The 26772-nt window shown below is 70.6% G+C and carries 25 protein-coding genes; 18 read left to right on the forward strand and 7 right to left on the reverse strand.

Going from position 1 to position 26772, the window contains the following annotated elements:
• The first annotated feature begins 96 nt into the window (after positions 1-96).
• The 3 genes from VGB24_RS06325 (at position 97) to VGB24_RS06335 (ending at position 3372) form a co-directional block, all read left to right on the forward strand.
• Positions 97-1938 (forward strand): M2 family metallopeptidase, encoded by a 1842-nt coding sequence (locus VGB24_RS06325; RefSeq protein WP_331072115.1) that lies wholly within the window; start codon positions 97-99, stop codon positions 1936-1938.
• Positions 1939-2161: 223 nt separating this feature from the next.
• Positions 2162-2929, forward strand: a complete 768-nt coding sequence (locus tag VGB24_RS06330; RefSeq protein WP_331072116.1) for a GGDEF domain-containing protein — start codon at positions 2162-2164, stop codon at positions 2927-2929.
• Between the two features lie 146 nt (positions 2930-3075).
• Positions 3076-3372, forward strand: a complete 297-nt coding sequence (locus VGB24_RS06335; protein WP_331072117.1) for a hypothetical protein — start codon at positions 3076-3078, stop codon at positions 3370-3372.
• A 610-nt stretch (positions 3373-3982) separates the two neighbouring features.
• Here VGB24_RS06335 and VGB24_RS06340 read toward each other — a convergent pair.
• Together VGB24_RS06340 and VGB24_RS06345 are read right to left on the reverse strand one after the other, a co-directional pair.
• The gene (locus tag VGB24_RS06340; RefSeq protein ID WP_331072118.1) at positions 3983-4918 is read right to left on the reverse strand and encodes a hypothetical protein; all 936 of its coding nucleotides are present in this window, start codon (positions 4916-4918) and stop codon (positions 3983-3985) included.
• A 285-nt stretch (positions 4919-5203) separates the two neighbouring features.
• A complete protein-coding gene (locus VGB24_RS06345) occupies positions 5204-6202 on the reverse strand; it encodes an L-threonylcarbamoyladenylate synthase (protein ID WP_331072119.1) in 999 nt (332 codons plus the stop codon).
• A 189-nt stretch (positions 6203-6391) separates the two neighbouring features.
• Between VGB24_RS06345 and VGB24_RS06350 the strand changes: the two genes are divergently transcribed.
• On the forward strand, positions 6392-6706 hold the full coding sequence (locus VGB24_RS06350) for a hypothetical protein (protein WP_331025094.1): 315 nt from the start codon (positions 6392-6394) through the stop codon (positions 6704-6706).
• A 70-nt stretch (positions 6707-6776) separates the two neighbouring features.
• On the opposite strand, the gene VGB24_RS06355 is transcribed toward VGB24_RS06350, so the two are convergent.
• Both VGB24_RS06355 and VGB24_RS06360 read right to left on the reverse strand, forming a co-directional pair.
• Positions 6777-8105 carry a pitrilysin family protein gene (locus VGB24_RS06355; RefSeq protein ID WP_331072120.1) on the reverse strand — a complete coding sequence of 443 codons (1329 nt, stop codon included), beginning with the start codon at positions 8103-8105 and terminating at the stop codon, positions 6777-6779.
• Positions 8098-9417 (reverse strand): pitrilysin family protein, encoded by a 1320-nt coding sequence (locus VGB24_RS06360; protein WP_331072121.1) that lies wholly within the window; start codon positions 9415-9417, stop codon positions 8098-8100. Before VGB24_RS06360 ends, VGB24_RS06355 begins: the two co-directional genes overlap by 8 nt.
• A gap of 84 nt (positions 9418-9501) precedes the next feature.
• Between VGB24_RS06360 and asd the strand changes: the two genes are divergently transcribed.
• On the forward strand, positions 9502-10479 hold the full coding sequence (gene asd / locus VGB24_RS06365; protein ID WP_331072122.1) for an archaetidylserine decarboxylase: 978 nt from the start codon (positions 9502-9504) through the stop codon (positions 10477-10479).
• A 359-nt stretch (positions 10480-10838) separates the two neighbouring features.
• On the opposite strand, the gene VGB24_RS06370 is transcribed toward asd, so the two are convergent.
• Positions 10839-12452, reverse strand: a complete 1614-nt coding sequence (locus tag VGB24_RS06370; RefSeq protein WP_331072123.1) for a M2 family metallopeptidase — start codon at positions 12450-12452, stop codon at positions 10839-10841.
• Positions 12449-13810, reverse strand: coding sequence for a dipeptidase (locus VGB24_RS06375; RefSeq protein ID WP_331072124.1), 1362 nt, complete (start codon positions 13808-13810; stop codon positions 12449-12451). The genes VGB24_RS06370 and VGB24_RS06375 overlap by 4 nt, the downstream gene beginning before the upstream one ends.
• Before the next feature lie 191 nt (positions 13811-14001).
• Between VGB24_RS06375 and VGB24_RS06380 the strand changes: the two genes are divergently transcribed.
• Positions 14002-14949: an SMP-30/gluconolactonase/LRE family protein gene (locus VGB24_RS06380; RefSeq protein ID WP_331072125.1), complete on the forward strand. Its 948-nt coding sequence runs from the start codon at positions 14002-14004 to the stop codon at positions 14947-14949.
• A 63-nt stretch (positions 14950-15012) separates the two neighbouring features.
• Here VGB24_RS06380 and VGB24_RS06385 read toward each other — a convergent pair whose 3' ends face one another.
• A complete protein-coding gene (locus VGB24_RS06385) occupies positions 15013-15192 on the reverse strand; it encodes a hypothetical protein (protein ID WP_331072126.1) in 180 nt (59 codons plus the stop codon).
• 129 nt (positions 15193-15321) lie between these two features.
• Between VGB24_RS06385 and VGB24_RS06390 the strand changes: the two genes are divergently transcribed.
• From VGB24_RS06390 to VGB24_RS06445, 12 genes are all read left to right on the forward strand, one after another.
• Entirely contained in the window at positions 15322-15753 is a 432-nt protein-coding gene (locus VGB24_RS06390; protein WP_331072127.1) for a DUF4186 domain-containing protein, read from the forward strand.
• Between the two features lie 134 nt (positions 15754-15887).
• A complete protein-coding gene (locus VGB24_RS06395) occupies positions 15888-16703 on the forward strand; it encodes a methyltransferase domain-containing protein (RefSeq protein ID WP_331072128.1) in 816 nt (271 codons plus the stop codon).
• A 1-nt stretch (position 16704) separates the two neighbouring features.
• A complete protein-coding gene (dtd, locus tag VGB24_RS06400; RefSeq protein ID WP_331072129.1) occupies positions 16705-17142 on the forward strand; it encodes a D-aminoacyl-tRNA deacylase in 438 nt (145 codons plus the stop codon).
• 2 nt (positions 17143-17144) lie between these two features.
• A complete protein-coding gene (locus VGB24_RS06405; RefSeq protein ID WP_331025081.1) occupies positions 17145-17453 on the forward strand; it encodes a hypothetical protein in 309 nt (102 codons plus the stop codon).
• Between the two features lie 10 nt (positions 17454-17463).
• Positions 17464-18084, forward strand: coding sequence for a Maf family protein (locus VGB24_RS06410; protein ID WP_331072130.1), 621 nt, complete (start codon positions 17464-17466; stop codon positions 18082-18084).
• Positions 18085-18378: 294 nt separating this feature from the next.
• A complete protein-coding gene (locus VGB24_RS06415) occupies positions 18379-19143 on the forward strand; it encodes a TatD family hydrolase (protein ID WP_331072131.1) in 765 nt (254 codons plus the stop codon).
• A 385-nt stretch (positions 19144-19528) separates the two neighbouring features.
• Positions 19529-21370, forward strand: coding sequence for a DNA mismatch repair endonuclease MutL (mutL, locus tag VGB24_RS06420; RefSeq protein ID WP_331072132.1), 1842 nt, complete (start codon positions 19529-19531; stop codon positions 21368-21370).
• 673 nt (positions 21371-22043) lie between these two features.
• A complete protein-coding gene (gene miaA / locus VGB24_RS06425) occupies positions 22044-22991 on the forward strand; it encodes a tRNA (adenosine(37)-N6)-dimethylallyltransferase MiaA (protein ID WP_331072133.1) in 948 nt (315 codons plus the stop codon).
• Positions 22992-23079: 88 nt separating this feature from the next.
• A complete protein-coding gene (bshA, locus tag VGB24_RS06430) occupies positions 23080-24249 on the forward strand; it encodes an N-acetyl-alpha-D-glucosaminyl L-malate synthase BshA (protein ID WP_331025076.1) in 1170 nt (389 codons plus the stop codon).
• A complete protein-coding gene (nadC, locus tag VGB24_RS06435; protein WP_331072134.1) occupies positions 24250-25098 on the forward strand; it encodes a carboxylating nicotinate-nucleotide diphosphorylase in 849 nt (282 codons plus the stop codon). It abuts the gene before it with no gap.
• On the forward strand, positions 25095-25913 hold the full coding sequence (locus VGB24_RS06440; protein ID WP_331072135.1) for a biotin--[acetyl-CoA-carboxylase] ligase: 819 nt from the start codon (positions 25095-25097) through the stop codon (positions 25911-25913). Before nadC ends, VGB24_RS06440 begins: the two co-directional genes overlap by 4 nt.
• 56 nt (positions 25914-25969) lie before the next feature.
• Positions 25970-26743 carry a type III pantothenate kinase gene (locus VGB24_RS06445; protein WP_331072136.1) on the forward strand — a complete coding sequence of 258 codons (774 nt, stop codon included), beginning with the start codon at positions 25970-25972 and terminating at the stop codon, positions 26741-26743.
• The last annotated feature ends 29 nt before the right edge of the window (positions 26744-26772 follow it).

The following is a 26772-nucleotide window of genomic DNA, read 5'->3' on the forward strand; positions in this document are numbered from 1 at the left end:
CTTCGCATTCCGCCGCCCCTTGTGGAACCCGGCGCGGCGTGTCACTGTGCACCGGTTCCACGAGTGAAGAGCCGCATCTCCCGAGGACGTAACTGCATGCAACGTAAGTTGTTCGCCCGCCTGGGCGCGCTGGTGCTGGCCGGGGCCGCGCCCGGGTGCGCAGGACGGTCCTTCGTGCCGGAGGAAACGTCGCTGGTGGTACCGGCCGCGGCCACGCCGGAGCAGGCCGCCGCCTTCATCGCCGAGAGCGAGGCCGAGCTTCGCGAGCTGTCGCTGCGCTCCAACCAGGCGGGGTGGGTGGCCGCCACCTACATCACCGGCGACACCGAGGCGCTTTCGGCCGAGGCGCAGAAGAACCTGAACGTGGCCATCCAGCGCCGGGCGCTGGCCGCGCGGCGCTTCGACGAGGTGCAGCTTCCCGCGGACCAGCGCCGCAAGCTGAACCTGCTGAAGCTGGCCCTGGTCGCGCCGCCGCCGGGGAACCCGGAAGAGGCGTCGGAGCTCACCCGCCTGACCGTGGGGATGGAGGCCGACTACGGGCGTGGGCAGTACTGCCGCGCCGGGGGCGAGTGCCTGGACATCGGCGCGGCGTCGCGCATCATGGCCACCAGCCGCGACCCGCGGGAGCTGCGCGACGTGTGGGCGGGCTGGCACGCCGTGGGCGCGCCCATGCGCCAGCGCTACTCGCGTTTCGTGGAGCTTTCCAACAAGGGCGCGCGCGAGCTGGGGCACCCCAACACCGGCGCCATGTGGCGCTCGGGCTACGACATGGGGCCCGACCCCTTCGAGGCCGAGGTGGAGCGCCTGTGGCAGCAGGTGCGCCCCTTGTACCAGTCGCTTCATGCGTACGTCCGCACGCGGCTGGTGGAGCAGTACGGACCGCAGGTGGTGCCGGTGAACGGGATGATTCCCGCGCACCTGCTGGGGAACATGTGGGCGCAGGAGTGGGGGAACATCTACCCGCTGGTGGCGCCCCGGAACGCGGCGGGGGCCGGGTTCGACCTGACGGAGCTGATCCGCCGCAAGGGGCTGGACGCCCGCGGGATGACGCAGTACGGCGAGCGCTTCTTCACCTCGCTGGGCTTCGACTCGCTGCCGGCGACCTTCTGGGAGCGGTCGATGCTCACGCAGCCGCGCGACCGCGAGGCGGTGTGCCATGCCAGCGCCTGGAACGTGAACGACGAGGACGACGTGCGCATCAAGATGTGCATCGAGCCAACGGGCGAGGACTTCGTCACCATCCACCACGAGCTGGGCCACAACTTCTACCAGCGCGCCTACCGCGTGCAGCCGCAGCTGTTCCGCAACGGCGCGCACGACGGATTTCACGAGGCCATCGGCGACGCCATCGCGCTTTCCATCACGCCCGCGTACCTGAAGCAGGTGGGCCTGCTGGACCAGGTGCCCGCCCCCGCGGCCGACACGGCGCTGCTGCTGCGCCAGGCCATGGACAAGGTGGCGTTCCTGCCCTTCGGCCTGATGGTGGACAAGTGGCGGTGGGGCGTGTTTTCGGGGCAGATCACCCCCGCCAGCTACAACGCGGCGTGGTGGGAGCTGCGCAACCGCTACCAGGGGGTGTCGGCGCCGGTGGCTCGCTCCGAGGCAGACTTCGACCCGGGCGCCAAGTACCACATTCCGGCCAACACGCCGTACATGCGGTACTTCCTGGCGCGCATCCTCCAGTTCCAGTTCTACCGCTCGCTCTGCCGCGAGTCGGGGCACACGGGGCCGCTGTACCGGTGCTCGTTCTACGGCAGCGAAGCGGCGGGGGCCAAGCTGGCGCGGATGCTGGAGGCGGGGCAGAGCCAGCCCTGGCAGGAAACGCTGTTCGCCATGACCGGCGAGCGGCAGATGGACGCGGGCGCGATGATGGAGTACTTCGCGCCGCTCAAGGAGTGGCTCGACCGCCAGAACGCCGGCAAGCCGGTGGGCTGGTGACCTGACCTGGGGTCTCGCACCAACACGGAAGGCGCGGGGGAACATCCTGCGTGCCTTTCGTGTTTCGTGTGACGCGGGCTGCGCGTAGGCCTCATCCCGTGAACGGTGGCGGGAGATATTGCTTGCCTCTCCGCCGGGGAGGAAGCATCATTTGGGGCGGTCGGCGTTCGGCCTCGCGCGTGATCCCGCCGCCGGCTTCCTCCATCATCCCTGACCGCGCTTCATGATCCTTTCGCGCCTGCTCGACCGCTTCGGCACCCTGACGACGGGGATCATCGTCGTCGCCGCGTCCATCGTGGCGTCGGTGGCGGCGACCGCGGCGATGATGGTGCTGTGGTTCGGGGGGATGAACGCGACGGCGATGGCATTGTCGGCCCTGGTGCCGGCGGTGTGCGCGCCGCTGTTCGTGACGCTGGAGCTGCGGCTGGTGGTGCAGCTTCGCGCCGCGCGGGAAGAGATGCGCAGGCTGTCGATCGTCGATCCGCTGAGCGGCGCGTACAACCGCCGCCACCTGGTGGCCCTCGTGGAGCAGCAGGTGCAGCGCGCGCTTCGCTACGGCGAGCCGTTTTCGGTGGTGATGCTGGACGTGGACCGCTTCAAGCAGGTGAACGACCGGCACGGCCACATGGCGGGCGACTACGTGATCCGCGCGGTGGTGGAGTGCTGCCGGGGCGCGCTGCGCGACACCGACGTCTTCGCCCGCTTCGGCGGCGACGAGTTCATCGCGCTCCTGCCGCATACGGGTGCCGAGCGGGCCGCGGAGACGGCAGAGCGGCTGCGGCGCACCATCGCCGCCGCGAACGTGCGGTGGGCCGGCGCGCGCATCCCGCTCTCCATCAGCAGCGGCGTGGCCGAGTTCGCGCCGCCCATGGCCGGGTTGGACGATCTTCTCCTGGCATCCGACCGGGCGCTCATGGAAGCCAAGCACCGCCAGAGTCCCGGCCCACAGCCGGAGGCGCGTTCCACCACTCCCCTCCTTTCGAGCACATGATCCTGCCCGCCCTCTTCGCCGCGGCGCTCTCGTTTGCCGGTCCCTGCAGCACATGCAGGTGCGTGGGACCGCCGACGCCCCAGTTCGCGCTGGAGTCCGCGACTGCCGTGTTCACGGGCACCGTGGTCAGGGTCCGGGAAACGACGGTGAGCCCCGAACCTGGCCGCTGGGCGCCAGCGCGGATGGTCCATTTTCGCGTGGACGGAGCCTGGAAGGGCGTCTCCGCTCCCAAGGTGGTCGTGCTCACCGGCATGGGCGGAGGGGACTGCGGGTTGGATTTCGACCGCGGTGTTCGGTACCTCGTGTACGCCCACGCAGGCGCGGACGGCAAGCTCTCGACCGGGGTGTGCAGGCGGACGGCTCGGGCAGCCGGCGCCTCGGAGGACCTGGGAGCCCTGGGCAACCCCGAACGGCGCTGGCCCCGGCTGAACGTTCAGAACTGAGTCACCCGGAGCAGGCGCGCAGGCCGACGTTCAGCAGGATGGTGAGGACGATGGAGGCGATGATGCTGAACATGCATCCGGCGCTGCGTACCTGGAACGGCATGGGTTGCTCTCTGGCGTACGGGTGATCGATGCGTTCCGCCCCGGGCAGCATGCGTGCCTGATGGGCTGCATCAGGGAAATGACGCGGGGCCGGATCGTTGATCGGGCCCCCGCGCCCGTTCCACCACCAGAACTTCGGTCGGGGTTCGACTGGCTGCCGGTGCATGCCGCGGGACCCCCCTCTCCCGGCCTCTCCCCCGCAAACAGCGCGGGAGAGAGGAGAACGTCGATTGGGATTCGACGGGCTGCCTCGCATGCTGCGGGAGCCCCCTCCCCCCGGCCCCGTCCCCCGCTGCGCAGGGGAGGGGGAGACCTGAACTGCGCTTCGGCCGGCCTGTGTGTACTCGACTGCGCGGGCAGTCCGCGAAGGCGGACTTTGGGCCCTTGTTGCCGCGACTTCAGTCGCCCCAGCAGGGCCGCGGCGTTCGCGTACGGGCTCGTTTCCGGGATGACGAAAAGCGGGCCGGCGATTGCTCGCCGGCCCGCTTCATTCCTTCCGATCCGCGGCTCAGTGGCCCTGGTGCGCGCGGCCGGACTGTACCAGGCGCTGGCGGCTCGTGTTGCCCGGCACCGCGATGTGCGTGGCCGGATCGTACTCCTTGCCCACCGCCGGGCTGCCCTGCGGTACCCAGAGCTGCGTGACCGTGTAGCTGTAGCCCTGCGGAATGTAGCGCACGTAGTAGCCGTCCGGGTGCAGCGACCAGCGCCCGCTGGGGACCGCGCGGCTGCCCGGGCCCATGCCCACGGCACCCGCCAGCACGGCCACGCGCTCCATCTCGGCGAAGCTGGCGCCCGGGTCCGTCACCATGCGGCGGAGCTGGTTCTCGGCCTCCACGATCTGGCGCAGCGGGCCGGGAACGCGGTTCATCAGCGCGCCCATCTCGTCGCCCGGAACCAGGTCCAGCGCGCTGCGGTTCAGCCGCGTGAGCTGGGCCGGCGTGAGCAGGCGCGCGGCGGTGGCCTTGTGCTCGGGCGAAAGGTCCTCGAACTTCGCCCGCGCGATGATGGCCCACAGCAGCGTCTGGATCTTGCTCTGCTCGATCTCGGGATGGTTTACCGAGTTGCGCAGGATGGTGGTCACGGCGTCCTCGGCCGGGCCCGCCGTGGGCGCGAAGAGGTAGCCGTCGCCGCCGCCGGGCCCGTGCGTGCCGGCCTTCAGGCAGTAGCTCTGGGTGTGCATCTCCCAGTAGCCGGGCTGCAGCACGAACCCGCCGTTGGGCGTGCGCTGAAGCTGCAGCATGGAGCGCTTGCTCTCGCGCGGGGTGAAGTTGTCGAGCGAGTCCACCGCCCAGCGCGCATGCTCCAGGCTGGTGGTGATGGGATGATCGCCGCCGACCAGCTGGTCCAGGCTCAGCCGGCCGCCCGTGACGCGCCCGACGGCGCCGCGAAGCCGGCCGCCGATCTGCGCCGACGCCGACTCGGCATAGGTAGCGCCCATTGTCATCGCAAGCGCCGCGACAGTGGCGAATCTGCGGGTGATGGATGTCTTCATTGCAAGTTCAGTCGTGCTGGTGGGATTGGCCGCGGCGGGGGAGGGGTGGTTTTGCCGCGACAATATTGTAGCGGCCCGAACCTCCGAACGCCAGAACTTTTTTGCTGCATCTCCACTGCTACAAACATGATACGCAACGGCAGGGCGTACGATGTTTGTGGCTGTGCGAGTGGTTACGACAAAGATCGCGGTGTCGTTTCGTTCCGGGATGGGTCGGTTGACCCAAACGAGCTGCGGCTACCGATGCGCCGCGCGGCGCAGGCGGTCGCGGATGCCGGCCCAGGCGGGGTCTTCCGGGACCGCATCGATCAGGATGGCGTCGCAGCCCGCGTCGTCCAACTCGTGAAGCGCGGCGTAGAGGCGGCTGGCATATCCCGCGGGATCGGCCGGCATGCGGATGACGGGCGCGATCCGCGGATCGGCCTCGTGGAGCATGAGGCCACCGATGCGCCTGCCTCCATCCACCTCGCGCGCGGCCGCCTCGATCGCGCGGTCCCGGTCCTCGCCAGGGACGATCCGCACGGTGGCCCGTGGGGCATAGTGCCGGTCCATCATCCCGGGCGACGGGCGCGCGTCTGCGGCGTGGGGATCGGCGGAGGGAAGCGCGACGTCGCCGATCACCGCGCGCAGGTCGTCGATGGAGACGGTTCCCGGGCGGAGCAGCGTGGGGCGGGGGCCGGCCAGGCTGATCACAGTCGATTCGATGCCTACGGGGCAGGGCCCGCCGTCCACGATTACGTCCACGCGGTCCCCCAGCCCTTGGAGCACGTGGGCGGCGGTCGTCGGCGAGACCTGGGTGGAGCGGTTGGCGCTGGGCGCCGCGACGGGGATGCCGGCCACTCGCAGGAGCGCATAGGCGACCGGATGCGCGGGGACGCGGAGCGCGACGCTGGGCAGCCCGGCGGTGACGGCATCGGGCACCGCGCCGTCCTTGGGCAGCACGAGGGTGAGGGGACCGGGCCAGAAGGCATCCGCCAGAAGACGCGCCTCGTCCGGCCACTGCGACGCGAGCCGGCGGGCCGCGTCCGCGTCTGCCACGTGGACGATCAGCGGGTTGTAGCTGGGCCGTCCCTTGGCGGCAAAGATGCGGGCAACGGCCTGCGGATCCAGCGCGTGCGCCCCCAGCCCGTAGACGGTTTCGGTGGGGAACGCCACGAGCCCGCCGGCGCGCAGCACCTGGGCGGCGTGCGCGAGCGTGGCGGGCTCGGGGTGGTCTGGATGCACCTTCAGCAGCATGGGCCGGGTCCGAAAATCGCCCTGGCCCCGTGGCGCGAACGGCTGCCGAAGTGCAAGGCAGCGGCCGGGCTGAAACGGATGTCCATGTGGCTACCGGGCGGCACGCGGGTTGCCTGAGCAGAAGGGCGATCGCACCGGTGGCGGCCGGTGCAGCCCCAAGGGCTCCGATGCAGGAACCAGGAGGACCCGATGTTCTGGATGTTCATGACGGCGCTGTGGGTGGTGATGCTCCTGGCGCCGCTGGCGCTCCTGGTGGCCCTGCTGCCCGCCGGCCGCGAATGCCCCCGCTGTAGCGGCGAAACCATCCTGCTGCGCCACCGCATGCTGACGCCCATCCGGCGCTTCATGGGCCGCCGCTGGTGCACGTCGTGCGGCTGGGAAGGAATGATGCGCTACTCGCGGAACGTGCCCGTTCCCGTGCTGGCCACCGCCGTCGCCGAGCACCGCGACGAGGCCGACGACGACGCGGTGTGGCGGCCGGAGCGAAACGATACGGTGTTCTAAACCCGGTCACGGCCGCACCGACGGTGCCCGGTCCCAGGCGATGCCCGCCTGGGACCGGGCACGTTTCGTTTCAGTCCGATTCTTCCGGCATCGCTCCGACCACCACGCGCACCACCCGGTCGGGGTGAAACACCTGGCGGGCGACGCGCTGCACGTCTTCCGCCGTCACCGCCTCCACGCGGTCGGCGTAGGTGTCCCAGTAGTCGTGGGGCAGGTTGTACGCTTCCAGGGTGACGAAGCGCCCGGCGACGCCGCTGGGCGTTTCGAAGTAGCGCGGAAGCGACAGGATCATGGCGTCCTTGGCCCGGCGCAGCTCGTCGTCGGGAACGCGTTCCTCCGCCAGCCGCTGCATCTCGCCCAGCATCTCCTGCACCGCGGCGGCCGTCACCTCCACGTCCACCGCCGTTTCCGCCACCCATCCGCCCAGCGCCAGCCCGGGTAGGAAGTACGAGCGCGCGCCGTACGTCCATCCCTTGTCCTCGCGCAGGTTGGATCCCAAGCGCCCGGTGATGGTGGACCCGCCCAGGACGTAGTTGGCGACGGACCCCGCGAACCAGTCCGGCGACAGGCGATCCAGCCCCACTCCCGCGATGCGGATCTCCGATTGCGCCGCGTCTTCCCACGGCACCACCACCAGCCGCCCCGCCGCTACGGCCGCGTCGGCGTCCGCCGCGTAATCGATCGACGGCGGCTCGCCCGTCCATCCCGCGAACGCGTCATCCAGCAGGGCGCGCAGCTCGGCGGTGTCGAAGTCGCCCGAAGCGACCAGGAAGGCGCCGCCCGGGCGGTAATGGGCGGCGTGAAAGGCCACCAGCGCGTCGCGCGGAACGGAGCGGATGCCCTCCGCCGTGCCGAACGGCGGGTGGCCGTACGGGTGCGCCGGGCCGAACACCTCCATCGCCGAACGGTCTTCGGCGAGGTTGGCGGGCTCGTCCAGGCGCGACAGGATGGCGTCGAGCGACTCGGCCCGGATGCGCTCCACCTCGCGCTCCGGGAACGTCGGGCGGATGGCGACCTCGGCCATCAGCGCGATCCCTTCCGCGAGCGTCTCGGAGAGGAAGACGGCCTCCACCTCGGCGAAGTCGTGGCCCACGCTGGCATGCACGGACGCGCCCAGGCCGTCGAGGCGCGCGTTCAGCTCGTCGGCCGTCATCGTCTGCGTCCCCTCCGTCAGCAGGCCGCCGGTGAGGGAAGCGGTGCCGGGGAACTCGGCGGGATCGGCGGCGGAGCCGGCGGCGAACGCCATGCGCAGCACCACCTGCGGCACGGTGGATCGCGGAAGGGCGATCACCCGCAGCCCGTTGTCCATCGTCCAGCGCTCCGGGCGCGGGGCGCGCGTGTGCGGAGGCGCGCCGGGAACCGGCGGCGGAAGGACGGCGACCGTGCTCGTCTCACTCATCGTCCGCCTCCTCGTCTTCGTCGTCCTGGCCAGGGCGGGGGATGACCACCAGCGTGGCGCCGCGCTCGGGGACCAAGTACTCGGCAGCCACGCGGCGCAGATCGTCGGTCGTCACCTCGGCGTAGCCGTCGAGCACCGTGTGCACGGCGTCCGCGTCACCCAGCACCGTCGCGGCGTAGGCGAGCGCATCGGCGCGCTCCTCCACCGTCGCCAGCTCCGACACCTGGTCGCGGCGCACGCGGCGGACGGCGCCGGTCAATTCCTCGTCCGTCACCCCGTTCGCGATCACCTCGTCCACCACCTGGCGGATGGCGTGCTCCAGCGCCTCGGGCTCCACCTCAGACCGCGCCGTGGCGACGAAGCCGAAGACGCCGCAGAGCGCGGTGGGATACAGGTACGAATCCACGTCCTGCGCCAGCCGCCCATCGCGCACCAGCGCCCGCTGCAGGCGGCTGCTGTCTCCATCCGCCAGCAGGTAGGCAAGCACGTCCAGCGCGATCCAGTCGGGCGTGCCGTACGCCGGGACGGCGAAGGCCTGCATGATGCGCGGAAAGGAGACGTCGTCCTCCATCACCCGCCGCGCGCCGTTGGGAGCGGGAGGCAGGAGCTGCGCGGGCGGCGGCGGAACGTCGGGTCCCGCGGGGAGGTCGCCGAAGTAGCGCTCGGCCAGCTCGAAGGCGCGCTCGGCGCCGATGTCGCCCGCCAGGACGAGCACCGCGTTGCCGGGGGTGTAGTAGGTCTGGTAGAATGCCCGCGCGTCCTCGAGCGTAATCTGCTCCAGGTCGCGCATGTAGCCGATGGTGGGCCACGAGTACGGGTGGTCGGCGGGAAAGAGCAGCTCGTGAAGCTGCTCGTCGGCCATTCCGTACGGGCGGTTCTCGATCACCTGGCGCCGCTCGTTCATCACCACCCCGCGCTGCAGCTCCAGCACCTCGCCGGTGAGCATGGGAAGGAAGAACGCCATGCGGTCGCGCTCCAGCCACAGCGGCAGCTCCACTGCGTGCGTGGGCACCGTCTCGTAGTAGTTGGTGCGGTCCAGCCAGGTGCTGCCGTTGTTGCTGCCGCCTACGCGCTCCAGCGCGTCGTCGAAGTGGCCCTTGGGCGCGTGCTGCGAGCCCTCGAACATCAGGTGCTCCAGCAGGTGCGCCAGCCCGGTGCGCCCCGGCCGCTCGTCGCGCGAGCCGGCCCGGAACATAAGGTGCACCGTGACGATGGGCGCCGACGAGTCTTCGTGCGCCACCACGCGCAGGCCGTTCGCCAGCACGCGGGTGGTGCTGGGGATTCGGATGGTGGATGAGATGATGGTACTCAAGCCGTTGCCGTTCTTGATGATGCGCGTTTTCGTCGACGTCGTCCCGAGCGCCGGGACGCGCCCAATCTAACACCACAGCGGCCGATGCGCTCCGTCACCGGGGCGACGGCCGGCACCGCCGCCGGAATGCACAGATCCCACGAATCGCCCGAGCTTCCCACCCTCCGCTGGCGCGCCGCGCTGTCGCTGCTGAAGCGCCTGCCGCAGGGCGCGCTCAGCCGCGGCTTCGGCCGGCTGGCGGACGCGCCCATTCCCCCGCGCATGCGGCCCGCCGTCCTCGGCGCCTTCGCCCGCGCCGTCGGCGCCGACGTGGCGGAGGCGGAGCTGCCGCTGGAGGCGTATCCCACGCTAAACGGCTTCTTCACCCGCAGGCTGGCGGCGGGCGCGCGCACCTGGCCGTCGGACCCGTCCGTGGTCGCCAGCCCCGTGGATGGGGCCGTGGGGCAGTTGGGCACGGTGCGCGAGGGCCGGCTGATCCAGGCCAAGGGGCGGCTGTACGAAGTGGGGCTGCTGCTGGAGGACGAGGCCGCCGCGGCGCGCTACGAGGGCGGGGCGTTCATCACCCTGTACCTCTCGCCCAAGGACTACCACCGCATCCACGCGCCGGTCGGCGGGGAGATCCGCGAGGCGCGGCACGTCCCGGGGTGGCTGCTGCCGGTGAACGCGCCGTCGGTGGCGCACATGCCGGACCTGTTCGCGCGCAACGAGCGGCTGATGTGCCACGTGGACGGGCCGATGGGGCGCGTGGCCGTCGTCGCGGTGGGCGCCTACAACGTGGGCCGCATCAGCGCCGCGTTCGACCGGGCGTGGAACGCGCCGCCGGGCGAGAACGCGTGGGTGACCAACCGCCGCGGCCTCCGATCCGCCGCGCGCACCTACGACCCGCCCGTCCGCGTGAACCGCGGCGACGAGGTGATGACCTTTCACCTGGGCTCCACCGTGGTCCTGGTCTTTGAGCCCGGCCGCGTGGAACTGCTGCCATCGCTCTCGGTGGACCAGCCCGTTCGCCTGGGCACGCCCATCGGCACGGTGGTGGAGCACGGGGCCGATCCGTCGCGATGAGGGATTCCACTGATGCGGCGCGCAGGCAGTGGCTGTCATCCCGATGGAGCGGCCAAAAATGAACCTGCCCTCACCCGGTAGTCCGCAGCGACTGAGGGATCCGCCACACACTCACCTCACGCAATCGCCTTCACCCCGTCACGGGCCCTGATTCGGTTGCATCGTTGTTCGTGGGAGGGGAACAGCAGCTATGTGTTTCCGCGGTTGCGGGGCGTCAGCGGACTGTGTGGCGGATCCCTCAGTCGCTGCGATCCGTGGTGTAGGGGAGGGTTTTCCGTGGCCGCTCCATCGGGATGACACGTGGAGCGGCATGGAGGTAGGAAGGTGCGCGTCGTCGATGTCCGGGGACGGCTCTGCTTCTAGCCGGCCACGAACTGATCTACGAAGTATCTCGGGGAAAGCTCCTCCCCCGTGGCGTGGACGAGCAACCCGTTCCAGTCGACCGTGGCGCCGGGGGCGAAGATGCGGTCGCGGAAGAAGGCGCCCACGCGCGGCTCGCCCGCGACGCTGCGGTCCGGTGGAAGGCCGGTCTCGAGGCGGATGGCGGCGGATACCTGCGAGGCCATCATTTCGCCCAGCAGGTAGTTGTGATAGTACACGGGCGAGAGCGACAGGTGGATCTTGCTGGCCCACTCCGTTCCGTCCGCCTGCGCTTCCGGGTGGCGCACGCCCTGGATCCGTTCCACGAGATCCCACCAGACCGCGTTCAGGTCCGTACGGTCGGGATCGCGGTACAGCTCGCGCTCAAAGTACACCATCACCAGCATCCACCGCGCCGCCACCAGCATTCCGGCGCGCAGCTGGCGGCGGATCTCGATTGCCTCGGCGGCGGACACCTCGGCGCTCATCACCTCGCGCAGCCACGCCGGCTCGCGCGTCAGCCGGCCGAAGTACATCGCGACGCTCTCGGTCGAGAGGATGTGCGCGGGCTGGCGCAGCACGTACGGCAGCGAGCGGGGGACGCCGCAGTCGTAGACGGCGTGCCCCAACTCGTGCAGCAGCGTGCCCATCCATTTTTCGTTCGGGCGCAGGTTGCACAGGATGCGCACGTCGCCCTGCCGGTCGATGTCCTGGCAGAAGGCGTGCTGGTCCTTGCCCTCGCGCTCGTACAGGTCGCTGCGCGCGAGCACCCCGTCCACCGGCAGGCCGATGCCGGAAAAGAAGCCGGCCGTGACCTCCACGGCGTCGCGGTCCTCGAACCAGGCATCCAGCTTCAACCCGCGCGCGGCCGGCGCCTCCTGCCCGAACGGGTCTTCCCAGTGCCACGGCCGCAGCTCGTCGGCCGAAACGCCAAACCGCGCCGCCATCTCGCGGTCCTGCTCCGCCCGCAGCGCGCGGAACGGCTCGTCGCTCAACGCGCGGAACTCGTCCATCAGCGCGAACAGCCGCGCCTCCGAAATCTCCTGCACCTGCAGGTCCATCACGTACGCGTCCGCGAACCCCAGCGAGCGCGCGGCGGCGTTGCGGCGGCGCACCAGCTCGCGCAGGGGATAGGCCACGCGCGCGCCCACCTGCTTGCTGGCACTCCACGCCGCGCGGCGCACCGCCGAGTCGTTCTCCGCTTCCAGGATGTCGACGATGCGGTTGTTGGTCACCCGCTCGCCGCCGATCTCCGCGCGAAAGCCGTAGTAGGTGCGCTCCAGCTCGGCCGTGCGCGCCACCAGGTCGTCGATGGTGTCGCGCGGCAGCTGGTTGGGGGTGAACTCGTAGTCCAGCAGCTGCAACTGCCGGCGAAGCAGCGGCTCGCGCACCTCGCTCGACGCGAGCCACGCGCGCACCCGCGCGGCGCCCGCGGGATCGGAAAACAGCGCCCGGTACTCCGACCGCGCGCGGGCCGAGCGCTCCAGCGCCGCGTCGCCGCCGCCCGTGGCCGCCTCCCACCACGCGAGGTTCGCCTCGGTCTGCAGGGGCGCGGCGCGCGCCTGCAGGTCCTCGACGAACGCCCGCGCTTCCGCCTCGCCGGCAGCGTTCACCGCAACTCCTCGTACATCAGCGCGACGGCCTCGGCGCCCTTCTGAAAGTTCTCCACCGACATCCACTCGTTGGGCGCGTGCGCGTTCTCACCCGGCAAGCCGAAGCCGATCATCAGCACCGGCGCGCCCAGCGTCTCCTGGAACGCCTGCACGATGGGGATGGAGCCGCCCTCGCGGATGAAGACCGGCTTGCGCCCCCACGCCTGCTCCAACGCGCGCGCGGCCGCGTCGAACACCGGGCCGCTGCCCTCGGCGTGCCAGGGCTGGCCGCCGTGCAGCGCGAGCACCTCCACCGTAACCCCCTCGGGCGCCAGCGAGCTGACGTGGTCGATGAACAGGCGCTCCACCTCGTGGAAGTCCTGGTCGGGCACCAGGCGCATGGACACCTTGGCCATGGCGCGCGCCGGGAGCACCGTCTTGGCACCCTCGCCGGTGTAGCCGGAAAGCATGCCGTTGACGTCCAGCGTGGGGCGCGCCCAGATGCGCTCCAGCGGCCCGAAGCCAGCCTCGCCGCCCAGCTTGGGGGCGCCCACTTCTTTGCGCAGGTTTTCTTCTTCGAAGGGCAGGGCGGCGATGGCCTCGCGCTGCTCGGCCGTCAGCTCGCGGACGCGGTCGTAGAAGCCGGGGATGTTCACCCGGCCGCGCTCGTCGTGAAGCTGCGAGATGATGCGGGCCAGCACGTTGGCCGGGTTCACCACGGCGCCGCCGTACGCGCCGGAGTGCAGGTCCGTCGACGGGCCCTGCACGCGGATTTCCATGTACGCCAGCCCGCGCAGCCCCGTGGTGATCGACGGCAGGCCGGGCGCGAACATGGTGGTGTCGGAAATGACCACCGCGTCGCAGGCCAGCCGCTGCACGTTGGCCTTCAGGAAGCCGGCCAGGTTGGGCGAGCCGATCTCCTCCTCGCCCTCCACGCAGAACACCACGTTCACGGGCAGCCTTCCGCCTTCGGCAAGCATGGCCTGCACGGCCTTCACGTGAAGGTATACCTGGCCCTTGTCGTCCACGGAACCGCGCGCGTACAGGTTGCCGTCGCGCACCTCGGGCTCGAACGGGGCGGTGGTCCACTCGTCGAGCGGCTCGGGAGGCTGCACGTCGTAGTGGCCGTAGATCAGCAGCGTGGGCGCGCCTTCCGGGGCGCCGCGCCACTCGCCCAGGACGACCGGGTGCCCCGCGGTGGGAATCACCTCCACCGTCTGCAAGCCGGCCTCGCGCATGCGGTCCGCAAGCCAGTCCGCGGCGCGCGCGGTGTCGGCCTTGTGCTCGCTCTTGGCGCTGACGCTGGGAATGCGGAGCCAGTCCTTCAGCTCGTCCAGGTGCTGTTCGCGGTTTCGCTGCAGAAAGTCGGTCGCGGGCATCGGCTCAATCCGTTGGCGGTCCGGGAAAAGGCATCCGGGAGAAGATACATCGCGGACCCGCACGGGCCAGACCCGCCGGTCCCGCCTTGCACCCCGCATGAGCATCGATGACCTCACGGCTGATGAAAAGCCGGGGCGGAAGTTGCATCCCCGTCGGTTGCGTTCACCCCGATTTCCAGAGCCAGCAGCTGATGCCGTCCATCCAGCCCCAGTCTGTCTGCCGCGTGCGCCAGCCCGGACCGCCCACGCCCGTGGCGGACGTCGGCGCACCTGTCGCGTACGATCCACGTTTCCAGCCGGTGCTGGCCCCCGGCGCGCGCCTGATGTCGCTCTACGACCAGGCGCTGTGGGCCGAGGGGCCGGTGTGGTGGGCCGCGCGCGACATGCTGGTGTGGAGCGACGTCGAAGGGCGGCGCCTGTTCGGGTGGCGACCGGACGGCGCGGTGGACGTGCTGATCGATGCGACCGCGTTCATGAACGGGAATGCGCTGGATGGTGGCCGACTGATCCACTGCGAGCACGGGCGGCGCTGCGTCAGCACCTCGGATGGGAGCGGTGAGCCCCGGATACTGGTGAGTCGCTACCAGGGCCGGCGCCTGAACTCACCGAACGATGCCGTCGTGGCCCCGGATGGCGCCATCTGGTTCACCGATCCCACGTACGGCCTGCAGAACCCGCGGCAGGGATGCCCGGGCGAGCCGGACCTGGACCATCGCAGCGTCTACCGGTTCCAACCCGGGACCGGCGCGCTGACGCGGATGGCGGACCTGGAGCAGCCGAACGGGATCGGGTTCGCGCCGGACGGGCGGACGCTGTACGTGGCCGATTCCGACCTGGACCGGCACGAGATCATCGCCTTCGACGTCGGGGTGGTCGGGGCGCTCTCCAATCGCCGCGTGTTCGCCGTGATCCAGGACGGGGTGCCGGATGGGTTCGCCGTGGATGCGCGCGGGTGGGTGTGGACCTCGTCCGGCGCAGGCGTGCAGGTGTTTTCGGCGGCGGGCGAGGCGCTGGGGCTGATCCCCACGCCCCACTCGTGCTCCAACTGCACGTTCGGCGGAGTGGATGGGCGGCGGCTGTTCATCACCGGCGAGGAAAGCCTGTGGGCCATCGACCTGGCGGGGCAGGCCGGACACTGAAAAGCGGGGTGCCCGGCCGCACGCGGCGGCCGGGCACCTCTCGTTTCGACCGACGAAACTCGATCAGCCGTCGCGGCGCTCCGACCGGCGGCCCTCGGCGGTCTCGCGCCCGTTGTCCAGCCGGTGGCGGCGCTTGACTCCCATGATGTACAGGAGGAGGCCGGCGGCGCCCAGCACCGCGGCTGCCTTGGACAGGTTGTTGCTTCTCGCGGGCTGCTGCCCGGCGTCGGTCGGGGATGCCATTCGGCTGTGTCTGGGGCGAGTGTCGGCGGTGGCGTGTCGCAAGACAGGACGATACACCGCCGCGCCCCGTCACGCGAGGGCGCGATCCACCTTTCTCACCATCGTTTCGCCGCGCGTGCACCGCCGCACATGAGCCAACCCTCCCCCGATCCGCTGGACGCGCTCTTCCAGGCACTCGGCCGCTCCACCTTCCGCAGCCGCTTCCGGTTGCGGGGAGCGGACCTGGCGTACCTGCGCGGCAAGGGGATGGACACCGTGCTGCGCCACGCCGACGAGATGATCGCCGCCCGCCTGGCCCCCGCCGAGCCGCTGAACGACGGCAAGCAGACGCCCATGCGCGGGCACCCGGTGTTCGTCGCCCAGCACGCCACCGCCACCTGCTGCCGCGGCTGCCTGGCCAAGTGGCACCGCATTCCGAAAGGGCGCGAGCTGTCGGATTCCGAGCGCGCGCACGTAGTCGCCGTCATCGAGCGGTGGATCCGGGAGCAGGACGCCGCCGCCCCCGCCTCGCCCGACGCCGCGCCGCACGCGGATGCGCAGCTCGGCATGGACCTGGGCTGAACATTTTTCGCAAATCGTGGCGGATCGCGTGCCTCTGATTTCCGTGTGTAAGGGGTGATCGTCGGGCGTCAAATGTTCCCCTCGCAGATCGGCTGCCCGCCGCTTATGTTGGGGCCCACGAACCCCCGACACCGATGCCTGAAGAAAACGAGTACCTGTTCGGTACCCACGACGACGAGCTGCGTCGGTTGGGTTTTCAGCACCAGGTGTGGATCCGCGAAGCGGCGGCGGCGTGGGAACTAGCCGGGTTGGGCGCCGGAAGCCACGTGCTGGACCTGGGCTGCGGGCCCGGCTACACCACCTGCGACCTGGCCCTGCTCGTCGGCGAGGCTGGGAGCGTGACGGGGGTGGACGTCTCGCCCCGATTCGTGGCGCACACGCGGGCGCAGGCCGCCGCGCGCGGGCTGGGGAACGTGGTGGCCCACGTGCAGGACGCGGAATCGCTGGACCTTGCGGCGGGGAAGTTCGACGGCGTCTACTCGCGCTGGGTGCTCACGTACCTTCGCCGTCCCGAAGCGGCCATTCGTGGCGCGGCGCGTGCGTTGAAGCCCGGCGGGCGGATGGTGATCCACGACTACTCGCACTACGAGGGGCTGCAGCTCGTTCCCGAGCATCCCGCATTCCGCCGCGGCATCGACATCGTGGTTGCGCAGTGGCGGGAAAGCGGGGGCGACCCCGGCGTGGGGGCGCGCCTGCCCGCGATGATGAGCGACGCGGGGCTGGAGGTGCTTTCCATCACCCCCGTGCAGCGCGTGGCCCGGCCGGGCGATGTCCTGTGGCGCTGGCCGCGGACTTTCTTCGACAACTACCTGCCGGCGCTGGTCGCCTCCGGAGCGATGACGGAGGACGAGCGGCTGGCGTTCGACGCCGCGTGGCAGGCCGCCGAGGCGCATCCCGGCGGGTTCTTCGCCACGCCGCCCATGCTGGAAGTACTCGCCATCCGCCACTGACATGCGCATCGTCCTGCAGCGTGTAACCCGCGCGCGCGTCACTGTCGGCGACCGCGTGACGGGTGAGATCGGCCCCGGGCTGCTGCTGCTCGTGGGCTTTACCGAAAGCGATGGCGACGACGCGCTTGCGTGGATGGCGGAAAAGGTGGCCGGCCTGCGCATCTTCGCGGACGACGAGGGCAAGATGAACCGCTCGGTGCAGGACGCCGGCGGGGGGCTGCTGGTGGTGTCGCAGTTCACCGTGTACGGCGACACGCGCAAGGGGCGCCGGCCCAGCTTCGTCGAGGCCGCGCGGCCGGAAGTCGCCATCCCGCTGTACGAGCGGTTCCTGCAGCTGCTGCGGGCCACGGGGCTCCCGGTGCAGACCGGCGAGTTCGGCGCGATGATGCAGGTGGAGCTGGTGAACGATGGTCCCGTCACCCTGATTCTGGAGCGCTGAGGATGGTCTGTTTCGGCCCCGTTACGCTGCAGAACGTGGTGGGCGTGTGGGTGGTCGATCCGGCCGACCCGATTCTCCGCACGGAGTTCGGGGACGTGACGATGATCATCGACGTCGATGGCGAGGTGCTGTACATGATCCTGGACCCGGGCGCCACGCTGGAGCTTCACGCGCAGATCGTGGAGGACGGCGGGCGGCTGTGGCTGGAGGGGCAGCCGGGGGTGCGCTCGCCCATCACCCTGACGCCGGACGGCAAGATGCTGCTGGACGACGGCGATTCGCAGTGCGTGCTCGTCCGCGTCCTGACCTGAACGAGAGCCCATGTACATCGAACCGATCGATTCGCCCACGCCGCCGCCGCTGGTGCTGGCCTCGCAGTCGCCCCGCCGCGCCGAGCTGCTGGGCCGCCTGGCGCTGCCTTTCGAAACGCTCCCGGCCGACATCGACGAGAGCTACCTGTCGGGCGAAACGCCGCCGCAGCACGCCGAGCGGCTGTCGCGCGAAAAGGCGCAGAAGATCGCGGCGCAGCGCCGGGAGGCCATCGTGATCGGCTCCGACACCATCGTAGTGATCGACGGCGAGGTGCTGGGCAAGCCGCGCGACCAGGAGCACGCGGTGGAGATGCTGACGCGGCTTTCCGGCCGGGAGCACGAGGTGTGCACCGGCGTGGCCATTGCGCACGGCAGCCGCGTGGAGACGGGGCTGGCGCGGGTGAAGGTGCGCTTTCGCGACCTGGACGAGCGCACCTGGATGGAGTACGTGGCCACGGGCGAGCCGATGGACAAGGCCGGCGCGTACGGAATCCAGGGCTTCGGCTCGGCGGTGGTGGAGTCGATCGACGGCGACTACTTCGCCGTCATGGGCCTGCCCGTGGTGCTGATGCTGGAATTGATCGAGCGCTTCGGGTGGCGCTACGCGTTCGGCACCCTGGTCAAGAGCTGATCCGGAGGCGGGCCACGAGAGCCTGTCATCCTGAGGCCCAGGCGCACTGTGCTCGCCCGCACGCCGAACCTCGCGGCCGAAGGATCTCGCCGCGGACGGGTACAAGCCTGGGCGCGGCAGCGGTGACGAAGGGCCGAGGCCTCGGCTGCCGTGGGGCCCTCACCCGGCCGCGCTGACACGCGTGCCACCCTCTCCCACAAACAGCGTGGGAGAGGGGGTACACCTCAGAGTCGGGCGCATTGAGCCAAGCCGATGCGCGGTCGAACATCGCACTTCCGCACTCACGCACTTCCCATGCAGTACACGGATTCACATGCGCACCTCGCGGACGACAAGGTTTTTCCCGACGTCGAGGGCGTCGTCGCCCGGGCGCGGGCGGCGGGGGTGACCACGATCGTAAGCGTCGCGACGGGGTCGGACGATGCGCGGACGTGCATCCAGCTGGCGGAGCGCTTTCCGGGGGTGTACGCCACTGCCGGCATCCATCCGCATCGCGCCGCGGAGTACGACGAGGACGCAATCCGCGACATCCGCCTGCTGCTGGACGACGCTCGCGTGGTGGCGGTCGGTGAGACGGGGCTGGACTACCACTACGACTTTTCGCCGCGCGACGTGCAGCGGACCTCGTTCGCGCGGCACCTGGAGCTGTCGTGTGAAACGGGAAAGCCGACCATCGTGCATTCGCGGGAGGCCGACGACGACATGCGCGCGCTGCTGCGCGAGGCGGGGCAGGGGACCGTGGGCGTGCTCCACTCCTTTTCCAGCGGACGCGCACTGCTGGAGGAGGCACTAGCGATGGGCTGGTACGCGTCATTTTCGGGGATGGTGACCTTCAAGAAGTACGAAGGCGCCGATTTCGTCCGCATGGTGCCCGCTGACCGCATCCTGGTGGAGACGGATACGCCCTACCTGGCACCCGTCCCGCACCGCGGAAAGCAGAACGAGCCCGCGTTCGTCCCCCACACCGCAGCGCGCTGCGCAGAACTCCGCAGCGAAGACCCCGCCGCGTTCGCTGCCCGGACGGTGGAGAACGCGCGCCGGTTCTACGGCCTGCGATAGAGGTCTCCGCACTTGGCCGGGGCGGGTGAACCCGCGTCTGGAACAGCGGAAAGCCCCGGCTCGGGCCGCTGTCGCGTCCCGCCCGGGGCTTCACCCGCAAGCGCGGCGCACCTGCCGAAGCGCGATCGAATTCTCCCCTCTCCCGCTTGCGGGAGAGGGGCCGGGGAGAGGGCAGCCGAGGCATGCGCCGGCCCCGGTCGAACCCCGATCGAAGTCGGGCGTGCCTCCCGTTCCCGCCACCGCCAGCCCACCCGGATCTCCCAATCCGCCGCACCCTCCGCACCGCTTCCCGCACGTGTGTCAACGGTTGACTCCGGCCCGTCCGGCGCGGTAGACTACCACCCGAAGTTCAGCCGAAAGCACGCCCGCGCCAACACGACCCAGCATGCCCCGCAGGATCCAGGTTCTTCCCGAAAAGCTCGCCAACCAGATCGCCGCCGGCGAAGTCGTCGAGCGCCCGGCGTCGGTGGTCAAGGAGCTCCTGGAGAACGCCCTGGACGCGGGGGCGTCGCGGGTGGACGTCACAGTGCGCAACGGCGGCAAGACCGAGATCCGCGTGGCCGACGACGGGCACGGGATGGGCCGCGAAGACGCGCTGCTGGCCATGGACCGCCACGCCACGAGCAAGATCCGCTCGGAACACGACCTGGCGGCCATTCGTACCCTGGGTTTCCGCGGCGAGGCGCTGCCCTCCATCGCCTCCGTCAGCCGGATGGTGCTGGAAACGGCCGAGCGCGAGGGGCACGGCACGCGGGTCGTCGTCACGGGCGGGCAGATGGCCGCCGTGGAAGACTGCGCGCGCCGTGTGGGGACGACGGTGTCGGTGCGCAGCCTGTTCTTCAACGTGCCCGCGCGCGCCAAGTTCCTGCGCTCCACCGCGGCCGAGAACCGCGCCATCGGCGAGGTGGTCACCACGGCCGCGCTGGCGACTCCGGGCATCGGCTTCACCTTCGATTCCGGCCCCAAGGACCTGCTGACGCTCCCCATCGCCACGGGGGTCGGCGAACGGATCGCGGCGCTGTGGGGGAACGATGCGGCGGCCGAGCTGCTCCCCATCACCCACCGGCTGAGCGCGGGCGCGCTTTCGGGGATGATCCAGCGTCCCAACGCGGCGCGGTCCGGCGGGCGGCGGACGTACCTGTTCGTCAACGGGCGCCCGTTCGGCGACCGCAGCCTGGTGCGCGCGGCGGACCGGGCCTACAAGACGACGATCTCGCCCGGCGTGCATCCCCACCTGTTCCTGTTCCTGGAGGTGCCGGACGGCGAGGTGGACGTCAACGTGCACCCGGCCAAGGCCGAGGTGCGCTTCCGCGACAAGATCGGGATCGAGCGGTTGATCGAGGAGGGCGTCCGCGCGGCCCTCGCCGGACTGGAAAGCACGCCCAGCATGGGCCTGCGGCAGCCGGCGGCGTACCCCATCGTTCCGGCCGGCTACGGCGTGATGACGGCGCGCGAGGTGCCGTCGCACGGCTACGGTTCCGAGCCCCCCCCGTCCGATCCCGCGGCCCCCTCGCTCCCGGAGGCCGCGGCGCCCGCCGAGCCCCGTGCCGAGCCGCAGATGACGCTGTTCGTCACCGGCGGCGGCGCCGATCCCGCTTCGAAGGAGGCAGGCCCGGAGCGCGCGCTTCCCGCGGACCTGTTCGCGGGCGCGGCGCCGGCCATGTGGCAGATCCACAACACGTACATCCTGGCCGAGACGCGCAGCGGCATCGTGATGGTGGACCAGCACTCGGCGCACGAGCGGGTGCTGTACGAGCAGATCGTGGGGCAGTTCGAGAACGGCGGGGCGGAGAGCCAGCGCCTGCTCTTTCCCATCACCCTGCGCCTGTCTCCCGCCGAGTACGCGCTAGTGGAGCAGATCCACGGCGTGCTGGAGCGCGCGGGGTTCGAGGTGGAGCCGTTCGGCGGTCGGTCGATCATCGTGCACGCGGTGCCTAATCCGCATCCGTACTTCGACGCCGAGCGCTGCCTGCGCGAGATGATCGCGGAGCTTTCGGACGGGTCGCCGCTGGTGGACAGCGCGCGCACGCAGCACCAGCGCATCGCGCTGTCGATGGCGTGCAAGGGGGCGATCAAGGCGGGGCAGAAGCTGAGCGCGCAGGAGATGACGGAGCTCTTCGACCGCCTGTTCGCGACGGAGCTGCCCTACCACGACATCCACGGCCGGCCGACGGTGATCCAGCTCTCCCTGGCCGAGCTGCACCGGCGGTTTGGGCGCAGCGGGTGATGGGGAGGTGCGTGAGTGCGTCAGTGCGTGAGTGCGGGAGTGAACGGGATTCCGCCACACGCACCGTCTGTCATCCTGAGGCCCAGGCGCGCCGGATTGTGGGCCCGAACCCTGGCCCCGGCGCATCCCGCGGCGCCCCCCATCCCCAGCCCTTCCCCCGCAAACTGCGCGGAGGAAGGGAGCCAGTTCGGCGCGTCGCGACAATCCGGCGCTCGGGCGGGTGGCCCTGGCGAGGTGTGGTGTGGTTCGGAGAGGCCGGCGCAGTCCCCGGCTGCCCTCTCCCCCGGCCCCTCTCCCGCAAGCGGGAGAGGGGAGAATTCGCGTGCGCTCGACCGGCCTCGCGCACTCGACCGGATTGGGACGCGTCTCAGCGCGGCCGCTCGGGCGCAGTCCGCGAAGGCGGACTTCGGGCCGTTGTTGCCGCGAATTCATTCGCCCCAGCAGGGCAGAGGTGCACTCCTCGGAACGGACCGAGACCTCGGCTTCCGTGCCGCTGCCGCGCCCGGGTTGAGAAGCATCCGCGGCTAGATCCCACGGCCCGCGAGGGATGTGCTGCGGGCCGTTTCGGTGCGCTCGGGCCTCTGGATGACAACGGGTGGTCGCCATTCGCCGATGTGCTCCCCTCTCCGCACGTAGTTTGTGCGGGGAGGGGCCGGGGGAGGGGCATCCCCGCATGAGCGCCGACGCGCTGGCCATCGTCGGCCCGACATCGTCGGGCAAGACCGCGCTCTCCATCGACGTTGCGCGGCGGCTGGATGCCGAGATCATCTCCATGGACTCGCGCGCCGTGTTCCGGGGGATGGACATCGGTACGGCGAAGCCCGCCGCCGAGGAGCGGGGCGGCATTCCGCACTGGGGGATCGACATCGCCAGCCCGGCGGAGCGGTTCAGCGCGGCCAAGTGGGCCACGTACGCACGCGAGAAGATCCAGGAGATCCGCGGCCGCGGGCGGGTGCCCATGCTCGTGGGCGGCACCGGGTTCTTTCTGCGCGCCCTCACGCATCCCATCTTTCAGGAGCCGCCGCTGGACGCCGCCGCCCGCGCCCGCATCACCTCGATGATGGAGCGGATGAGCGATGCCGAGCTGCTGCGCTGGCTGGAGCCGCACGATCCCGCGTCCGCCGAGCGCCTGCGGCACTGGGGCGGCCGCCAGCGGCTGATGCGTGCGCTGGAGGTGCCGCTGCTCACGGGACGGCCGCTGTCGTGGTGGCACGAGCACTCGCCGCCGGAAGATGCGCCCGTCCCCGTACTGCCGTTCGTGCTGCAGGTGCCGCGCGAACGGCTTCACGCGGGGATCGACCGGCGCATCGGCCAGATGGTGGAGGCGGGGCTGCTGGACGAGGTGCGCGCGCTGATCGAGAGATACGGAGAGAATGCCCCCGGGCTGAACGCCCACGGCTACGCCGAGCTGGTCCCGTATTTCCGTGGCGAGCGCACGCTGGACGAGGCGCTGGCGCTGGTGGGCGCGAACACCAAGTCGTACACCAAGCGCCAGATGACCTGGTTCCGCACCAAGCTCCCCGAGGGCGCCGCCTGGCTGGACGCCACGCGGCCGCGCGCGGAGTTGGTGAACGAGATTGTTACGAGCTGGCAGCAGGCAACGAGCGAACCTGAACCGTAGCGAGGGTACAAGAGAGAGGAATGCGCGTGAATGCCGACACTTCCGCACTCACGCACTTCCGCACTCACGCACTCTCGCGAAGCGAGCCATGAAGATCGGCATCACCTGTTATCCCACGTACGGCGGCTCCGGCGCCGTCGCGACGGAACTGGGGATCGAGCTGGCGCAGCGCGGCCACGAGATCCACTTCATCTCGTACGCGCAGCCGTTTCGCCTGCCGCACTTCGTGGAGCGCGTCTACTTTCACGAGGTGGAGACGGCGCGCTACCCGCTGTTCGAGCACCACAACTACTCGCTCGCCCTGGCCGCGGCCATGCACGACACCGTGGTGCGCAACGACCTGGACCTGCTTCACGTGCACTACGCCATCCCGCACGCCACCTCGGCGTGGATCGCCAAGGAGATGCTGGGGCACGACCATCCGCTGAAGATCGTCACCACGCTGCACGGCACCGACATCACGCTGGTGGGGCAGGAGCGCTCCTGGTTCGACATCACCCGCTTCTCCATCCAGAAGTCCGACGGCATCACCGCCGTTTCCAACTATCTCAAGGACGAAACGGTCAAGCACTTCGCCGTGCCGGGCGACGACATCGAGGTCATCTACAACTTCATCGATCCCAAGCTGTACGACCGGGCGTCGCACCCCTGCCACAAGGACACGCTCGCCCGGCCGGGGGAGATGCTGGTGCTTCACGTCTCCAACTTCCGCCCCGTGAAGCGGGTGCGCGACGTGGTGCGGATCTTCGAGCGGCTGAACCGCAAGGTGCCGTCGCGCCTGGTGCTCGTGGGCGACGGGCCGGACCGCCCGATGGCCATGGACGAGGCCGAGGCGCTCGGCATCAAGAACCGCGTCCGCTTCCTGGGCAAGCAGGACTCCGTGGCCGAGCTCATGGCCTGCGCCGACCTGCTGCTGCTGCCGTCCGAATCGGAGTCGTTCGGCCTGGTGGCGCTGGAGGCCATGGCCAGCGGCGTGCCCGTGGTCGCCAGCCGGGCCGGCGGCGTTCCCGAGGTGGTGGAAGACCAGGTGACCGGCTGCCTGGGCGAGATCGGGGACGTGGAAGGGATGGCCGACGCGGCCGTGGGCCTGCTCTCCGACCACGCCACCTGGGTGCGCACCAGCATCGCCGCCAAGCGCATCGCGGCCGAGCGATTCGCGGCGGACGTGATCGTGCCCCAATATGAGAGGTACTACGAGCGTGTGATCGCCGGATCGCCGGCCGCCGAGCCGGAACTAGCCGCCACGGGAGACGACTGAATGCTTCGACGCGACGCCCTTCTGCTGATCGACGCGGCCCTGGCCGAGGACGTGGGCCCGGGCGACTTCACCACCCTGTGGACCGTTCCCGAAGACCGCCAGGCCACGGCCGTCGTCGTCGCCAAGGCGTCGGGGGTGTTCGGCGGATGCTACGCGGCCACGGAAACGTTCCGTCGCGTGGACCCGCACCTGGAGATCGAGGCCGCCTTCGCCGAGGGCACGGCCATCGAGCCCGGCGACGTGACGATGACCATCCGCGGCTCCGCCCGCTCCATTCTGACCGCAGAGCGGACGGCGCTCAACTTCCTCCAGCGCCTTTCCGGCATCGCCACCGTCACCCGCCAGTACGTGCGCGCGGTCGAGGGCACGGGGGCGCGGGTGATCGACACGCGAAAGACCACGCCGGGCATGCGCTGGCTGGAAAAGGCTGCGGTCGCCGCGGGCGGCGGCACCAACCACCGCTTTGGCCTGCACGACATGGTGATGATCAAGGACAACCACATCGCGGCGGCGGGCGGCATCACCGCGGCGGTGGAGGCGGTCCGCAGCCAGAACGACCTGGGGCTGGCGGTGGAGGTGGAGACGGGCACGCTCGACGAGGTGCGCGAGGCGCTGGTGGCGGGCGCGGACCGCATCATGTTCGACAACATGACGCCGGAGATGATGCGCGAGGCGGTGGAAATCGTCCGCGCGCACGGCGAGGGCGGGCCGGAGACGGAGGCATCGGGGGGCATCACGCTGGAAACCATCCGCGCCTACGCCGAGACGGGGGTGGACTACATCTCCATCGGTGCGCTGACGCACTCCGCGCCCTCGCTGGACCTGTCGCTGCGGCTTACCGCGTTGTGACCGACCGCCCGGCCGAGCGCTGGGAGGGGCGCCCGGCAGCGGAGCTGGCCGCCCGCTGGTCCCTTCCCGCGGTTCACCTGTTCGAGAGCGTCGCCTCGACGAACGACACGGCACGCGCGCTGGCGGATTCTGGCGCGCCGCACGGGACGCTGGTGCTGGCCGAGGAGCAGACGGCGGGGCGGGGGAGGAGCGGCCGCGCGTGGGCGTCGCCACCGGGGCTGGGGATCTGGATATCGATGGTGGCGCGTCCGGCCGAGCTGCCCGCGCCCGGCCTGCTCCCCATCCTGGTGGGGCTGGCAGCGGCGAAGGCGGTCGACGCCTACGTGCAGCCGGCGATGGCGCAGATCAAGTGGCCCAACGACCTTCAGCTGGCCGGCCGCAAGTTCGGGGGCATCCTCTGCGAAGGCGCGTGGGAGGGCGACGGCCCGGGCGCGGTGATCGTGGGCATGGGCTTGAACGTGCTGCACGCGCCCGATGACTTTCCCCCCGACGTGCGCAACACGGCCACGTCGTTGCGCATCGCCGCGGGATGGCAGCCATCGCGCCCGGAGGTGGCGGGTGCCGTTGCGTTCGCGGTGATGCGCGCCCTGGCTCGCCCGCCGGCGCAGCTACGGGGCGGGCTGCTGGACGCGTTGGGCCGCCGCGACGCGCTGCAGGGCCACCACGTCCGCGTCACCGGCGCGCAACCGATGTCGGGAATCGCGCTGGGCATCTCCCCGAGCGGCGCCCTGCTGGTGCGGGACACGGATGGCGTGCTGCGCACCATCACCTCCGGCACGGTCCGCCTGGCCCCCGGCGACGCCACCCTGGCCTGAGCCGCGCCCGCCCTGCTTCCGCACTCACGCACTCACGCACTAACGCACTGCCCCTCATGGATCTCGTCTTCGACGTCGGCAACACGGAAACCGTCATCGGCTGGTTCCAGGATTCGGAACTGCGCGGCCATTGGCGCGTGAGCACCGACAGCCGCCGCACCGCCGACGAGTACGGGATGATCCTCGTGCAGCTGCTGACCGCGTCGGGCGTGGGGCACAACTCCGTGCGCGCGGCGACGATCGGCTCCGTGGTTCCCGCGATGACCGTCGTCTTGCGCGGCGCTTGTGAGCGGTATCTGAACGTCGCCGCGGTAGCGGTGGACGCGCGTACCCCGCTGCCCATCACGCTGGACGTCGACGAGCCGATGACCGTTGGCGCCGACCGCATCGTCAACACGCTGGCCGCGCTGCGGATGTATGCGGCCGACACCGTCGTCGTGGACCTGGGCACGGCCACCACGTTCGACTGCATCACCCGCGACGGCGTGTTCATCGGCGGGGTGATCTCGCCCGGCGTGAAGACGTCGTCCGCCAGCCTGACGGAGCGCACGGCAAAGCTGCCGCGCGTGGACCTCGTGCCCCCACAGCGGGTGATCGGGCGGCGCACGGAGACGTGCATCCAGAGCGGTGTGTTCTACGGCGCCGTGGACGCCATCGACGGGACCGTGCACCGCATCCGCGAGGAATGGGGGAGCGACGAGCTGCTCGTCGTCGCCACCGGCGGGCTGGCGGAACTCATCGGCCCCCACTGCCGCACGGTGCAGAAGATCGAGCCCTACCTGACGCTCTACGGGCTGGAGTTCGCGCGAGAGCACCTTTCCCGCGGCTGATCACGCCGTACTCCCGGGCGCGCCTGCAG

Source organism: Longimicrobium sp., assembly GCF_036399935.1.
Classification (GTDB): domain Bacteria; phylum Gemmatimonadota; class Gemmatimonadetes; order Longimicrobiales; family Longimicrobiaceae; genus Longimicrobium.